Source organism: uncultured Clostridium sp. (assembly GCF_910588715.1).
Lineage (GTDB): Bacteria > Bacillota > Clostridia > Clostridiales > Clostridiaceae > Clostridium.
Genome location: NZ_CAJURG010000008.1, coordinates 15,401 through 29,633 on the forward strand (window position 1 = coordinate 15,401; position 14,233 = coordinate 29,633).

The 14,233-nt window shown below is 27.2% G+C and carries 17 protein-coding genes; 16 read left to right on the forward strand and 1 reads right to left on the reverse strand.

What is annotated here, in order from left to right:
- The first annotated feature begins 15 nt into the window (after positions 1 to 15).
- The 14 genes from QZ321_RS10230 (at position 16) to QZ321_RS10295 (ending at position 9,174) form a co-directional block, all read left to right on the forward strand.
- On the forward strand, positions 16 to 366 hold the full coding sequence (locus QZ321_RS10230; protein WP_291747904.1) for a hypothetical protein: 351 nt from the start codon (positions 16 to 18) through the stop codon (positions 364 to 366).
- Positions 367 to 637: 271 nt separating this feature from the next.
- On the forward strand, positions 638 to 913 hold the full coding sequence (locus QZ321_RS10235) for a Mor transcription activator family protein (protein ID WP_291747907.1): 276 nt from the start codon (positions 638 to 640) through the stop codon (positions 911 to 913).
- The gene (locus tag QZ321_RS10240) at positions 913 to 1,236 is read left to right on the forward strand and encodes a hypothetical protein (RefSeq protein WP_291747910.1); all 324 of its coding nucleotides are present in this window, start codon (positions 913 to 915) and stop codon (positions 1,234 to 1,236) included. Before QZ321_RS10235 ends, QZ321_RS10240 begins: the two co-directional genes overlap by 1 nt.
- A complete protein-coding gene (locus tag QZ321_RS10245; RefSeq protein WP_291747913.1) occupies positions 1,220 to 2,020 on the forward strand; it encodes a hypothetical protein in 801 nt (266 codons plus the stop codon). The genes QZ321_RS10240 and QZ321_RS10245 overlap by 17 nt, the downstream gene beginning before the upstream one ends.
- Before the next feature lie 566 nt (positions 2,021 to 2,586).
- Positions 2,587 to 3,987, forward strand: coding sequence for a phage/plasmid primase, P4 family (locus QZ321_RS10250; protein WP_291747916.1), 1,401 nt, complete (start codon positions 2,587 to 2,589; stop codon positions 3,985 to 3,987).
- A 259-nt stretch (positions 3,988 to 4,246) separates the two neighbouring features.
- On the forward strand, positions 4,247 to 4,744 hold the full coding sequence (locus tag QZ321_RS10255; RefSeq protein ID WP_291747919.1) for an amidophosphoribosyltransferase: 498 nt from the start codon (positions 4,247 to 4,249) through the stop codon (positions 4,742 to 4,744).
- A 91-nt stretch (positions 4,745 to 4,835) separates the two neighbouring features.
- Positions 4,836 to 4,979: a hypothetical protein gene (locus QZ321_RS10260; RefSeq protein ID WP_291747923.1), complete on the forward strand. Its 144-nt coding sequence runs from the start codon at positions 4,836 to 4,838 to the stop codon at positions 4,977 to 4,979.
- A gap of 24 nt (positions 4,980 to 5,003) precedes the next feature.
- Positions 5,004 to 5,126, forward strand: coding sequence for a hypothetical protein (locus QZ321_RS10265; protein ID WP_291747926.1), 123 nt, complete (start codon positions 5,004 to 5,006; stop codon positions 5,124 to 5,126).
- A gap of 125 nt (positions 5,127 to 5,251) precedes the next feature.
- Positions 5,252 to 6,967 (forward strand): recombinase family protein, encoded by a 1,716-nt coding sequence (locus QZ321_RS10270; protein ID WP_366665123.1) that lies wholly within the window; start codon positions 5,252 to 5,254, stop codon positions 6,965 to 6,967.
- Between the two features lie 334 nt (positions 6,968 to 7,301).
- Positions 7,302 to 7,697, forward strand: coding sequence for a hypothetical protein (locus QZ321_RS10275; protein ID WP_133015182.1), 396 nt, complete (start codon positions 7,302 to 7,304; stop codon positions 7,695 to 7,697).
- A gap of 209 nt (positions 7,698 to 7,906) precedes the next feature.
- Entirely contained in the window at positions 7,907 to 8,029 is a 123-nt protein-coding gene (locus tag QZ321_RS10280) for a hypothetical protein (protein ID WP_291747930.1), read from the forward strand.
- Between the two features lie 71 nt (positions 8,030 to 8,100).
- Complete coding sequence (locus QZ321_RS10285) at positions 8,101 to 8,328, forward strand: DUF2188 domain-containing protein (protein WP_291747932.1); 228 nt, start codon at positions 8,101 to 8,103, stop codon at positions 8,326 to 8,328.
- An 82-nt stretch (positions 8,329 to 8,410) separates the two neighbouring features.
- Positions 8,411 to 8,668 carry a hypothetical protein gene (locus QZ321_RS10290; protein WP_291747935.1) on the forward strand — a complete coding sequence of 86 codons (258 nt, stop codon included), beginning with the start codon at positions 8,411 to 8,413 and terminating at the stop codon, positions 8,666 to 8,668.
- Positions 8,669 to 8,676: 8 nt separating this feature from the next.
- Positions 8,677 to 9,174: a hypothetical protein gene (locus QZ321_RS10295; protein ID WP_291747937.1), complete on the forward strand. Its 498-nt coding sequence runs from the start codon at positions 8,677 to 8,679 to the stop codon at positions 9,172 to 9,174.
- Between the two features lie 217 nt (positions 9,175 to 9,391).
- Here the strand turns inward: QZ321_RS10295 and QZ321_RS10300 are convergent, their stop codons facing one another.
- A complete protein-coding gene (locus tag QZ321_RS10300; RefSeq protein ID WP_052330715.1) occupies positions 9,392 to 10,270 on the reverse strand; it encodes an AraC family transcriptional regulator in 879 nt (292 codons plus the stop codon).
- A gap of 165 nt (positions 10,271 to 10,435) precedes the next feature.
- Here QZ321_RS10300 and QZ321_RS10305 point away from each other — a divergent pair, with 165 nt between their 5' ends.
- Complete coding sequence (locus QZ321_RS10305) at positions 10,436 to 12,073, forward strand: alpha-glucosidase (protein WP_291747940.1); 1,638 nt, start codon at positions 10,436 to 10,438, stop codon at positions 12,071 to 12,073.
- A gap of 114 nt (positions 12,074 to 12,187) precedes the next feature.
- On the forward strand, positions 12,188 to 13,624 hold the full coding sequence (locus QZ321_RS10310; RefSeq protein WP_042400207.1) for a sucrose-specific PTS transporter subunit IIBC: 1,437 nt from the start codon (positions 12,188 to 12,190) through the stop codon (positions 13,622 to 13,624).
- Positions 13,625 to 14,233: the final 609 nt, after the last annotated feature.

Below are 14,233 nucleotides of genomic sequence, written 5' to 3' on the forward strand. Positions count from 1 at the left end.
AGGAGGTTCAAGTAAATGATAAATAAGCTAAGTAAAGAAAAGTATTTCAAGTATGATAGTAAAGAACTTCTTGGAGTAATGAGGTTCGATTTCTATGATGGAAGGCTATCTAATCAATGGAATCCTAGAGAGTTAATAATTGAAATGAATGATAGGAAGTTAATAGACCTAAAGAAGTTACAACAAGAACTTAATTACATTCAATTCACATTGATAGAAATTTTCAATAAAGTTTTAAAGCTATGTAATGGGACAGGTTATGATAAAGAAACTCTAGTGTATATAGAACTTGAAGAAGGTAAGTATGTAATAAAGCTAATACCTGTAAAAGATAGTTATTCATATATATACGTTTATAAGAGATAGGAGGATAAAGTCATGGATATTATAACAGTAATAAAAGTAGTTGGAACAATATTAACAGTTGTAGCAACTTCAATAGAAGCAACAAGTAAGAAGTAGTGAGAAACAAATTAACATCATAATTAATTTATTATTAATTATGATGTTATTATATTTAATTATTTTAGGTTATTGATAAATTTAAAGATATTTTTTAATGAATTTTTCAATGAAATATTCGCATGAATAATCATTTAGAAGTGGTTATTATTTTTTTAGGAGGTGAAGTTAATATATGGATATACGTAAAGAAGATTTTAATGGTGTATATGCAACTATTTTTGAAAGTGTAGGAGAAGATGTGACCAGAAATATACATAAGGTATTTGGAGGACAACAATTTAATTTTCCTAAAAGGTTATATTCAAAAGAATATGTAATTAGATACTTGAAAGAAAATTATGATGGTAATAATGTAAGAAAATTAGCTAAAGAACTTGATTATTCAGAGAGATGGGTACAAGCAATAATAAATAAAAATAAGATAATAATAAATGGAGGGAAAAAATAATGAATATTTTTGATGCAGGAGGAATAACTACAGCTATTGCAGTAATAGCAACAATAATAATAGGAACAGGAATATTTGCATTAATAAACACGATATTTGAAATATGGTACTTAGGATTTGGTGCAATGGTTGGAGAATGGTTAGTATGTTGTGTAATAAGTGCGTTTATAGTTAATTGGTTTTCAGGAATAATACTAGGATTCTTTTCAGTCTTATGGTTTTTAATAAAGATAGGAGCGATAATTGCTGCTGTGATATTTATTTATCAAAAATTTAAATCTAAAAAGGGTGAAGGAGATACAAAAATTGAAGAAGGGCAATAAAATAATAATAGGAATAGTAGCAATAGTAGCTTTCATAGTAATTGGGTCAATAGGTAAATCTAATAATGAAGTAAAAGTTATTATAAATAAGGCTAAGGAGTATTTAAATAATGGAGAGATAAGTGAAGCTGAAAATGTACTTAGAGCTAAAGCTGGAGAAACTAATAACAGGGAGTTTAAAAAATTATGGAGCATAGCTTATGGATATGAGCAAGTTTCTAATAAGTTTAATTTATATGATAATATAGAGTGGGCAGAAGAAATGTTAGATAAGATTGATAAAAGCTATAAAGACTATGAGCCGACAAGAGAAAAAATAGATAATTTAAAGGAAGAATTATCTGATGTAAAAAATACTAGAGAAGAATTTAAAGAAAAAATTGAAGATGTAAAAAAATTAATTGAGGAATGTAATTACGAGGAAGCTATAGAGTTAAGTCAGGAGACTCCACAGTGGCAAAAAGTAAATCAAAAAGATAAGAATACTATGATGGAATTAGATAATCAAGCTAGAGATTTATATTATGAACAAAAAAAGAGTGAAAAGGAAGAAGAGAGAAATAAACAAGATGAAGAATTTACTGTAGAAAAAGCAATTAAGTATGCAGAAGATTATAGTCTTAGAGTTGATTCTGATACACTTAGAGTAGAAGTTAATGAAACACCACAATATGATGAAGAGGAAAGAAAATATTATAATGTAGGAGTTTACATAATAGAGCTAGATGAATTAAATGATGTCTATAGAGTATACTCAGATGGAAAAATAAGAAGATTAGATTAAAAAAGAGGGAAACCTCTTTTTTTTTATACTAGGAATTCCTAGCGTAAAACGATATAGGATGAGTGAAGCAAGGAAAACAAGGCTTTGATAATTCCACTTGAAAGTTAGGGGAAGTTGTAACAAGTTATATATGCAAAGAAATTAAGAACTTTCTAGAAAAATTTGATTTATTAGCATGCGAGTAAGGAACTCCTAGGTCAGATGAAGTTAAGGTGATAGAATCAAGGAAATCAAGGGTTCGATAATTCCACTTGAAAGTTAAGGGAAGTCGTAACAAATAATATATGCGGAGAAATTAAGAACTTTCTAGAAAAGTTTGAGTTAATAGCATGTAAGTAAGGAGTTCCTAGGTCAAAGGAAGGTAAGGTGATAGAAGCAAGGAAAACAAGGCTTTGATAATTCCACTTGAAAGTTAAGGGAAGTCGTAACAAATAATATGTACAGCATTATTAAGAACTTTCTATAGTAATAATAATATGTATAACAAATTTAAGAAAATTTTAATATCAAGGAGGGGATATAAGTTGAAGTAGATAAGATATAGATAAAAATAAAGGGAGGTAAGTATGTCTTTAGAAGATAAATTAAAAGAAATTGATGACATGGGAATTACAATATGTAATAAGACACTTAAATTCAAAAGCTTTAGTCCTAATAAGTTTGCTGAATATATCTCAAAAAATTCTAAACTGATTTATAGTAAAGGAGATTTTTATAACTATAAAAATGGTAAGTGGACAAAAGTTGAAGAGTTAAGTGTACTACAAAAGATAAGAAATGTACTTCATAAATATTATAAAGATATATGGAGTACTAAAAGAGAAAAAGAATACATGGAAGCATTAAAAAGAATAATTCATTATGATGGTGAATTTAATAGCAATAAAAGATATATAAATATGCTAAATGGAATGTATGATTTAGAAGAGTTTACTCTAATTGAACATAATAAGGAGTTTTATAGTACTATACAAATACCAATCAATTACTTACCAGATGCTGAATGTCCTATGTTTATAAAATTTTTAAAAGATAGTTTTCAAGGGGATGAGGAATCGGAAAAACTTGCTCAAGAATGGGCAGGATATCTTTTGACTGCAGAAACTAAAGCTCAAAAAGCACTAATACTTTATGGTTCAGGAGCTAATGGAAAAGGTGTATTTATAGAATTGATAAGTGAATGTATAGGTCAAGATAATATATCAAGTATACCCTTGAATGAATTACATAAAGGATTTTCTAGAGTATGTTTACATAATAAACTTGCTAATATAAGTAGCGAAAATGAAACTAATGGTAAAAGTTATAATACTCAATACTTTAAGATGATTACAGGTGAAGATACTATAAATGCTGAACAGAAGAATAAGCCTGTATTTTCATTTAAAAATACAGCAAAGATAGTTGTATCAACTAATAATTTACCACATACCAAAGATAATAGTTATGGTTACTGGAGAAGGCTTAGTATTCTAAATTTCTGCAATACAATAAAGGAAGAAGATAGAGACAGAGATTTAAAAGATAAATTGAAAGGAGATTTACAAGGTATATTTTTATGGGCAATTGATGGATTAAAAAGACTTAAAGAAAATAATTATAAGTTTACAGAATCTAAGAAATCTGAAGAAGTGCTAAATCAATATCAAAGAGAAATAAATCCTTTCATAATGTTTTTTGATGAGTGCATAGTTATAACTGCGGATAAAAATCATAGAGAAGATAATAGAGTAATTTATAATAGCTATAAAGCATGGGCAAAGGCAAATGGAATGGAAGGACAAGCTAAAATAAGCGTACAGAAATTCTGGAAAAAATTCGAGGAGCATGCTAAAGAACTTGGAATAAAAAATTGCGTACAAAAGAGGTCGGGAAGTTTTAGATACCATACAGGAGTGAAAGTAGTTGGAGACTTTAGATTTGATGATGTAAATAATCCAGTGTTCAGGGGATACCTGGGTGGATAGTGGATACTGATAGGACTAATAAAGGGCTAACAGAAATGAGTAAAATCAATGAATTGGACGTAGGGACATAATAAAATGTTTTTCTAAAAAATATCTGTAAAAGATATTTTTTTTTTCTATAAATAAAGTAAATAAGATGCAAAATACGCCCCTACGCCCAAAGCCAATAAAACCAATGCAATGCAAAAAGAGGGATGAGTCTATAAATCACCCGACATAAAACCAATAAAAATAAGAAGAAAAAAGGAGATTGAATAAAATGATAGTAAATAGAAGACCAGCACCAAAGCTTACACCTAAAAATAAAGATAATAATAATGAGTTAAATAATAATGAACTAATTGAAAATATTAATGAAATTAAGGAAAGTATAAATTTAGATTCATTTAAACCATCGGAAAGTAAAGCTATAAATAAATGTATTGCTGAAGCAGGAGCAATGTCAATAATAAATGCTAAGACTGGAAAAAGAATTACTATATCTAATGAAATAATGGAAGTATTAAATAATCCATCAAAAGTAGTAATTTCATTTACAGAAAATAGAATTGCTATAGGTGAACAACTACCTAATAATGATAATTATTTTAATGTAAAAATGTTGAAGTCTAAAGGAGTTATTTATTCAGCAGGAATAGTTAAAGAGATAACTAATATGTATCAATTAGATTTCAGTAATAGAACTTCTATTACATTTTCTGATGTTGAATATGCTAAATATGAAGATAATGTTGTAGCAATAATAAAATTAAACTAAATTATGAAAAATAAATATTAACTTATTAAGCATTGTTCTAGTTTAGTTCAATGCTTAATTAATTAAATAAGGTTCAAGAGGAGTATAGTAAATGGAGTTTAATAATAAAGTAAAAAATGATATGGAAAAATTAATATACATAGAAATTATGGAAGAAGATATAACTTTAAAAGAACAAGAAGAAATAATGGATAGCGAATGGTACATAAATTGGATGAAAGAGTATCATGAATAAAAATACAGTAAAGGTGGAAAAAGAATGAGTAGCAATAATAAAAATAATGAAATAATAGATTTACTATCAGAAATAATAATTAATCACTTATTAAAATCAATAAGTATAGATGAAACTGAAACAGTGAAAAACGATGAAATAAATTAAAAACTAGTAAGGTGATAACGGAGGATATATGTATTAAATAGTATTAATGATATCTTCCGTTAAAAACTAAGATGATAAATATATATTATAAGTTAGATATTTTAATAGTGAAGGAGAAATATAAGATGATTAATAATAATGTAACAATGGATAATTCTATACAAGAGTTAATAAAAAGAATTAATAGAGTTCCTAATATAGGTATATATTGTCGTGTAAGTACTACGGAACAGGCTGAAACTGGTTATAGTATAGATGAACAAGAAAGATTGCTTATAGATTGGTGTAACAAAAATGGATTAGAAGTTTTCAAGTGTTATTCTGATAGAGGAATAAGTGGTAAAAATATTAAAGATAGACCAGCATTAAAGGCATTATTGAAAGATGTAGAAGATAAAAAAGTAGATATGGTAATATCATGGAAGTTAAACCGTATCAGTCGTAAGCTTGCAGATGTTCTTAAAATAATGGATTTACTAGAGAAAAATAATGTTACATTTAAGTCTTATTCAGAGCCATTTGAAACTACTACACATGTAGGAAGAATGCAAATGCATATGATGGCAATGATTGGAGAGTTTGAACGTGGGACAATCTCTCAGAATGTAAAGGTTTCTATGTGTGCTAAGGCTAGAGCAGGAGAATGGTGTGGTAACCGTGTTCTGGGCTATGATTTAGTACCAATGGAAGGTACTGAAAATAATAAAAGGAGAAAATCAAGACTAGAAATAAATAAGGAGGAAGCTGAAATAGTAAGGATAATATTTAATGAGTATGCTAGCGGTAAAGGGTATAAGGCAATTACTAATAAATTAAATAAGTTAGGATGTAAGACTAAGAAAGGTAACAATTTCTCACAAGGTTCAATTAAGGATATATTAATGAATCCGGTATATATAGGAAAGGTTAGGTATAATCTTAAACAAGGATGGAGCGAAAAGCATAGAAGAAATATAAATCCAGAGCCAATAATATCAGAGGGAATTCATAAAGCTATAATTGATAATGATACTTGGGATAAAGTTCAGGTAATGTTACAATCTAAAACTGGTAAGCCTTCAAGAGTCTATGATGGTTTCTATCCACTAACAGGAATACTAAGATGTCCTAAATGTGGAGCTGGTATGGTAATTTCAAGAACAACTAATAAGTTAGCTGATGGAACAAAAAAGAGAATAGTTTACTACTGCTGTGGAGCTTGGAAGAATAAAGGTACAAGTGTATGTAATTCAAATACAATAAGAGTAGAAAAAGCTAATGAGTATGTGTTCAATAAGCTTTCAAGTATATTATCTAATGATGATATGATTAGAGCAATAGTTACTAGTATTAATAAGGAAAGAGTAAAGCGAGTAGAACCAAGTAAGAGTGAGTTAGAAAAGATAAATAAAGAGCTAGAAAACATAGATAAGAAAAAGAGAAAAATTTTTGAAGCATATGAAGATGACATAATAACAAGAGAAGAATTTCTAACTAGAAAGGATGAGCTAAATCAAAGAGCTGATGTATTAAAAGAATCAAAAGAGCCATTATTAGTTACATTAGCTGATGATGTAAGTGAAGAAATATCTTATGAGTTCATTAAAAGTGTACTAGATAATTTCAGTAAGTTATTAAATAGTAAAGAGTCAAGGGAGCAGAAGAAAAAGTTATTACATATGATAATTTCTAAGATAACAATAAATGAGCTAAGAGAAGTTGATTCAATAAACTTGACTATAAATGATAAGTTAGTAGATTATATAAGTAAGGAAGAAGGAGTATCTATAAAGGATACTCCTTCTTCTTTTATATTAAGAAATATTGGAATGAGCGTATTGAATTTAGATATTGTTATATAAAATAATAGTTGAATTAATGAAGAAAATATGATATTGATATAATTAAAAAATGATTAATTTATTACACAGTGTAACTTAAGAGTGGATAAAGGAGTATTAAATATTGTATAATAAATAAAAAGGATTAATAATTTCTTGGGAAATAGCTTAAAACGGTGATTTAAAATATGATTAAAATGAAACAAAAATGTTACACGATAAAAATATTTATTTTAGGATTAATAGAATTGCAACAGGTATATAAAGTTAAGGTGATAAAGTAATAAAAAATAAATGACAAAACGTTGACAAAAGTAAATCGGAAAAATATAATAAATTATGAGGAGAGATGAATATGTTGGAAGGATTTAAAAAAGTTAATCTTACTTCTGGATTGCCATATGTATCAATAACAGATAATGGAATAACATTTTCAAAAAATGCTGTTATAAAAATGGGTAAACCTAAAAATGTAGTTTTGTTAATGAATGAAGAAAAAAAGATGATTGCAGTACAAATATGTGATGCAAATGAAGAAGGTTCAATACAATTTTTTAAGAATATAAAGAGTATAAATGTAAGAATTAATAATAAAGACTTTATTTATACACTATCAAGACTTATGAATTGGAACATAAAAGAAGAGGGTTACCGTATCTTAGGTGATTGGTATGAAAATGAACAAGTAATGATTTTTGACCTAACCAAAGCAGCTCTACTAGGAGAAAAAGAAAATGAAAATGATGATTAGACGGAAAATCCGTTTAATATAAAAAAATGAAGCAATATCTAAGTTGGCGCTTAGACAGCTTCATTTCTTGAAAAATAGCGAACAACACTTGCTCACTGTTTAGATTTATTGCAAATAATATTTTAACAGTTAAATCGCTTTTTTTCAAGAATAACTTACTTATTGTATATATGATAGGTAAAATTTTTGCGATAAGGGGGTGTTTTAGCATGAATAATAGTAAAGACAAGGAAGAAAAGAAATATATATATCGCCCTTGGATAACTAAAAATGGACAAAAAATATATGCTAAAACTTATGGTTTAAAAGCTTTTAAAATACCAGTAGAATAAATTAAGGACTCATAGATGAATGTTTGAGCAAGTCATTCTTCTATAATTATATAGAAGGAGTGAAAATATATATGAAAAAAAAAAATCAACATGTTATACCTAATGGAAATGGAAATTGGCAAGTTAAAGGAGCTGGAAATAGTAGAGCTACTGTTACTACTAAAACACAAAAAGAAGCTATTAATATTGCTAAAGAGATTGCTAGGAATCAAAAATCAGAACTCATTATTCATGGAAGAAACGGAAGAATAAGAGAAAAAGATTCTTATGGTAATGATAATTTTCCACCTAGAGGATAATAGTATAAATAGGTTGGGATAGATATCTCAACCTATTTTTATAATGTAAATATTATAAAAATAGCATTAGGAGTAAGATTTTATGAAAGATATGGAAATGAAAATTAGTTTAATATGTAGTGTTTGTGGAAATGACCAATTCTCAGTGATTGATGAAAATATTATAGATATTGACGAGGCTGATGATGATGTAAAAGTTAAATGTTCTGATTGTGGAAGAGTAACAACTAAAGAACAACTTTTTGAAGAAAATACAGATGTAATAAATTCTAATATTGAAGATTTTAAAGATGAAATAATGAAGGAAGTAGTTAAGGACTTTAAAAAGTTATTTAAATAGGAGATTGTATGGAGATAATAGAACTATGGATGAATTTTAAGGCGTTTTTTATTGATTTAGTTCAATACGGATTTCCTACAATAGCACTTATATTATCTATAATTTCATTTATAGATTCTAGAAAAGCAGGAAAGATTCAAGAGAAGTTAAATGGGATAGAGGAAAAGCTTAAAAAATATGAATTAGAAGAAAAGGAAAGGGAACGAGAGGAAGCAACAAAGGCAAATATTGAAGCAAGAGTTGTTAAGGTTTCTAAAAGAAATTATAAAATGAAAATATGGAATTCTGGCAAAGCTACTGCTTATATTGTAGATTTTGTAATTCCAGAAGAATGTAAAGACGTTATATTGAGAAGTAAAGTACCTTATGAATTTCTGGAATCAGGTAAAAGTTTTGAAGAAGTTGTATTTGTACATTCAGAAACGCCAGATAAATTTAAGGTTACAACAACGTGGAAAGATAAAGAAGGAGTACCGTATAGTAAAGAGCAGATTGTATCAATATAAATAAAGGACAAGAAATTAATTTTCTTGTCCTTTTATGATAAAAACCTCACTTAAAATTGATACGGAGAACCGTATCATAAATAAGTGAGGTTTTTACTGAAATTGGATTATTAATATAGGTGAGAGCTTATTTATGATTCGCATCAACAATAAAATCCACTAAAATATAAGAAATGTTTTAGTGGATTTTTTAATTTGTAGTATAAATATATTATTGTTATAAAGATTTTCTGTATTGGGAAGGTGTACAGTTTTTATACTTTTTGAATTGCTTTACAAAATAACTAAAGTTATCTATTCCAACACTTAATGCAATATTAGAAATTGAGAGTGTTTCAGTTTGCAGAAGTTCTGTAGCTTTTTCGATTCTATAACTATTAATATATTCTACAGGTGTTTTTCCAATTACACTTTTAAAAAACCTACAAAAATATTGAACATTCATATTTGCTTCTAAAGCTAAATCTTCAATATATATTTTATCATTGTAATTTTCATGAATATAGTTAAGTATTTTTTTTATTAAATCTATCTTATAATCTTTTTTTATAGATTTAATATTTTTCTTATTTAATAACATATCTTCAGAAATTAATAGTGAAATTATCTTGTATAAAGATGATTTGATATTTAACTGCCATCCATTATTAGAAGTTTTATATATATTTATCATATCTAAAATCTCTTTAAGTATTTTTTTTTTAACTTTACTGTTTTTCGGAAGTGATGTTGGAAAACTAATTATATTATTTAATATAGGTATAATATAATTTATTTCACAATAGTCGAAATATGAACTACTTAATATTTGGGGTGAAAAAACAATAGCATGATGTAAAGATGCTTTATTATCTACTGAATTAATAAGATGTAATTGTTCTGAATTTATAAAGAAATAATCTCCAGGTTTTGCAATTATAGTAACCATATCAATATCAATTTTTAATTCACCCTTTTCTATATATATAATTTCAATTTCATTGTGCCAGTGAAAAGGGACAGAATAATTTCCTATTGAATCTAAGTGACTGTATATGTGAAAAGGAAACATAGCAGTTCCATGATTGGATTTTTCTTTTAAGTTTATATTTGCCATAAAAATAAACCTCCTTAAAAAAGTCAAAATAATGTTATTTTAGGATAAAATAGAGCAAGTTTAAAAAAAAAATAGTATGTATAATACAATTATAGATTGATATAAATGAAAATCAATATATATTTTTAGCATAAAAGAAAACGTTATAAATAGGTAGGTGATTTTATGGAGCGCAAGTGGTGGCATGACTCAATAGTATATCAAATTTATCCACGTAGTTATATGGATAGTAATAATGATGGAATTGGAGATTTGAGAGGAATAATATCAAAGTTAGGTTATTTAAGAGATTTAGGTATAGATGTAATTTGGCTTAGTCCAGTATATAAATCTCCTAATGTAGATAATGGTTATGACATAAGCGATTACTATGACATAATGGATGAATTTGGAACAATGGATGATATGAAGGAATTAATTAATAAGGCTAAAGAATTTAATATTAAAATTCTTATGGATTTAGTTGTTAATCATACATCTGATAAACATAAGTGGTTCATTGAGGCAATAAAAGGAAAGGATAATCCTTATAGAGATTTTTATATTTGGAGAGACCCAGTAGATGGGGGTGTTCCAAATGAACTTCAATCAAATTTTGGAGGACCAGCATGGACTTATGATGAGGCATCGGGTCAATATTATTTCCATTTACATGATAAGAGACAACCAGACTTAAATTGGGAAAATCCCTTAGTAAGAGAAAAAATATATGAAATGATTAATTTTTGGTTAGAACTTGGAGTAGGTGGATTTAGATTAGATGTTATAGATTTAATAGGTAAAGATGTAGATAAACTAATAACTAAAAATGGACCTAAGTTACATGAATATTTACAAGAGATGAATAAAAGAACTTTTGGAGGATATGACTCATTAACTGTTGGAGAAACATGGGGAGCAACACCAGAAATAGCTAAGTTATATAGTTCACCAAATAGAAAAGAATTAAGTATGGTATTCCAGTTTGAAGTTATTTCATTAGATAAACAAGAAGGTAAAAGTAGATGGGATTTAGCACCTTTAGATTTCATAAAGTTTAAAGAAACTTTTAAGAAATGGCAAGTAGAATTATACGAAGAAGGTTGGAATAGTTTATTTGGAAATAATCATGATCTTCCAAGAATAGTTTCAAGGTGGGGAAATGATAAAGAATTTAGAGTTGAAAGTGCAAAAATGTTAGCTACTATGTTGCATATGCAAAAGGGGACGCCTTACATTTATCAAGGTGAAGAAATAGGAATGACTAATATAAGACTTAATTCTATAAAAGATTACAATGATATAGAAACTTTAAATGTTTATAAAGCGCGAAGAGCTTTAGGATATAGCGAGCAAGATGTTATGAATTCTATTTATGCAAAGAGTAGAGATAATGGAAGAACTCCAATGCAATGGAGCAAAGAAAAAAATGCAGGTTTTACAGAAGGAAAAGCATGGTTACATATAAATGATAATTATCGTTATATAAATGTAGAAGATTCAATTAATGATGAAAATTCAATATTAAATTATTATAAGAAACTAATAAAACTAAGAAGAGAGAATGATGTAATTAAATATGGGACTTTTGAATTGATTTTAGATAATCATAAAGAGGTATTTGCATATATAAGGAAGTATAAAAATATAGAACTTTTAGTAATATGCAATTTCTATAGTAATAATATAGAAATTGAATTACCAAATGAATATAGTGAGTATTCCTATGAAACTTTATTAACAAATTATACTGATAGTGCAAAGTTTAGCAATGTTATAAGTTTAAGACCATATGAAACAATAGTTTATAAGTTTAAAAAATAATTTTGGAGCGGCTATTGATAATACATCAATTAAAGATTTATTATCAAAGCCAATCTATAAAATAAATTTATATAATTAATGAAAACGATTTTTAAGAAAGGTGGAGAGAAAAATATGGCTACAGAGCAAAAAATAAAAACTAGCTCAAAAGAAATTTTAGACATAATTGGTGGAAAGGATAATATTATAAGTGCAGCTCACTGTGCAACCAGATTAAGATTAGTTTTAAAAGATGAAAGTATAGTTGATTTAGATAGGTTATCAGATGTTGAAATAGTAAAAGGTTATTTTTCAAATTCAGGTCAATTTCAGATAATAATTGGTAGTGGAACTGTTGATGAAGTATATAAAGAAATAATTGCTTTAGCAGGAATAACAGAATCTAGCAAAGAGGAGATTAAAAAGAAAGCAGATGAGAAATTGAATCCTCTTCAAGCATTAGTTAAGACATTATCTAATTTATTCGTTCCAATATTACCAGCATTAATTGCTAGTGGTTTATTAATGGGAATAAATAATGTGCTAACATCGCAAGATTTGTTTATTCAAGGTAAATCTATAGTAGAAGCATATCCTCAAATTGCAGATTTAGCTAGGCTAATAAATACTTTTGCAAATGCAGCATATGTATTTTTACCAATATTAATAGCATTTTCAGCTACTAAGTTATTTGGAGGAAATCCGTATTTAGGAGCAGTTATTGGAATGATAATGGTTCATCCAGATTTATTAAATGGATATAGTTATGGGGCTGCAGTTGTTGATGGAACAATTCCAACTTGGAATATATTTGGATTAAGTATAGAAAGTGTAGGTTATCAAGGTACAGTATTACCTGTAATTGCATCTTCGTATATTTTAGCTAAGATTGAAAAGCTTTTAAGAAAGGTAATTCCAGAATTCTTAGATAACTTATTAACTCCGTTATTTACAGTATTTATTACAGGACTTGCAACATTTATGGTAGTAGGACCAATAATGCGAGGCGCTGGTGAAATCATAACAAATGCTCTTATGTGGCTTTATAATACTTTGGGATTCCTTGGAGGAGCAGTATTAGGATTTATATATGCACCTCTTACAATGACTGGAATGCATCATAGTATACTTCCAGTAGAAATGCAATTATTCGCTAATATAGCAGTAACTGGAGGTTCATTTTTCTTAGCAATTGCATCTTGTAACAATGTAGCACAAGGTGCAGCGTCATTAGCATCAATTATTACATCAAAAAATAAAAAATTAAGAAGCATAGCATTAACATCAGGTATATCAGCATTATTAGGGATTACTGAACCAGCTATGTTTGGTGTTAATTTAAAGTTAAAAACACCCTTCTATTCTGCTATGATAGGTAGTGCTTTGGGTTCTGCATATTCGGTATTTACAAATGTATTAAATGTATCTCCAGGGCCAACAGGGATTATAGGTTTTGTAACAATAAGACCTCAAAATATAGTAAACTTCTTTATCTCGCTTGGAATAGCTTTTGTGGTTACATTTATATTAACATTAGTTTTATCTAAAAAAAATAAAAGTATAACTATTTAGAGAGATATTCAAGGAGAAAGAGTTAAAATATATCTACAAATTTAGTATAAAAATTAAAATTAAAAATAATAAACAAGGTGAAATACAATGGTAAAGTCTTGAAATGCAAAGATTTTTCCGTTGTATTTTATTATATTTTGAATAATACATGTTAGATTTGTGATTCTAAAAAGATTCTTTAATGGTGAGTAGAAATAAAAAATCTATTAAATATACGATAAAGATAATTTATAACGATAACACTATATTTAGTAAATAAAACAAAAGATATGTATAGAGTTGTTAAAATTATAATCATTTAGTATAAGGAAGTATGTTGGAAAATAGAATTATAGTTTTATCTGAATTAAAGCTAATTATAAATATATATTATATATAAAATAAGAGTTTTTACATATTTTCCAATGTGTAGCACACTTTTTTGAGAAGAGGAGTTTAAAATGGAAAAATTTATTTAAAAGAACAATTAAAACAATTAAAAAAGTATAAAATTGAAGTTATTAAAAGTATACATGATACTGTTAATATACTAGAGAAAAATTATGGTATTAGGGATGTAGAGCAAGATTTAGGTGGATATGTAGTTATAGCAGAAAATATCGTAGATAT

What these genes read in the sequence shown, in the direction of transcription:
- QZ321_RS10230 (WP_291747904.1), top strand. Translation starts at nt 16, where the DNA reads ATGATAAATAAGCTAAGTAAAGAAAAGTATTTCAAGTATGATAGTAAA.
- QZ321_RS10235 (WP_291747907.1), top strand. Translation starts at nt 638, where the DNA reads ATGGATATACGTAAAGAAGATTTTAATGGTGTATATGCAACTATTTTT.
- QZ321_RS10240 (WP_291747910.1), top strand. Translation starts at nt 913, where the DNA reads ATGAATATTTTTGATGCAGGAGGAATAACTACAGCTATTGCAGTAATA.
- QZ321_RS10250 (WP_291747916.1), top strand. Translation starts at nt 2,587, where the DNA reads ATGTCTTTAGAAGATAAATTAAAAGAAATTGATGACATGGGAATTACA.
- QZ321_RS10255 (WP_291747919.1), top strand. Translation starts at nt 4,247, where the DNA reads ATGATAGTAAATAGAAGACCAGCACCAAAGCTTACACCTAAAAATAAA.
- QZ321_RS10260 (WP_291747923.1), top strand. Translation starts at nt 4,836, where the DNA reads ATGGAGTTTAATAATAAAGTAAAAAATGATATGGAAAAATTAATATAC.
- QZ321_RS10265 (WP_291747926.1), top strand. Translation starts at nt 5,004, where the DNA reads ATGAGTAGCAATAATAAAAATAATGAAATAATAGATTTACTATCAGAA.
- QZ321_RS10270 (WP_366665123.1), top strand. Translation starts at nt 5,252, where the DNA reads ATGATTAATAATAATGTAACAATGGATAATTCTATACAAGAGTTAATA.
- QZ321_RS10275 (WP_133015182.1), top strand. Translation starts at nt 7,302, where the DNA reads ATGTTGGAAGGATTTAAAAAAGTTAATCTTACTTCTGGATTGCCATAT.
- QZ321_RS10280 (WP_291747930.1), top strand. Translation starts at nt 7,907, where the DNA reads ATGAATAATAGTAAAGACAAGGAAGAAAAGAAATATATATATCGCCCT.
- QZ321_RS10285 (WP_291747932.1), top strand. Translation starts at nt 8,101, where the DNA reads ATGAAAAAAAAAAATCAACATGTTATACCTAATGGAAATGGAAATTGG.
- QZ321_RS10290 (WP_291747935.1), top strand. Translation starts at nt 8,411, where the DNA reads ATGAAAGATATGGAAATGAAAATTAGTTTAATATGTAGTGTTTGTGGA.
- QZ321_RS10295 (WP_291747937.1), top strand. Translation starts at nt 8,677, where the DNA reads ATGGAGATAATAGAACTATGGATGAATTTTAAGGCGTTTTTTATTGAT.
- QZ321_RS10300 (WP_052330715.1), bottom strand. Translation starts at nt 10,270, where the DNA reads ATGGCAAATATAAACTTAAAAGAAAAATCCAATCATGGAACTGCTATG.
- QZ321_RS10305 (WP_291747940.1), top strand. Translation starts at nt 10,436, where the DNA reads ATGGAGCGCAAGTGGTGGCATGACTCAATAGTATATCAAATTTATCCA.
- QZ321_RS10310 (WP_042400207.1), top strand. Translation starts at nt 12,188, where the DNA reads ATGGCTACAGAGCAAAAAATAAAAACTAGCTCAAAAGAAATTTTAGAC.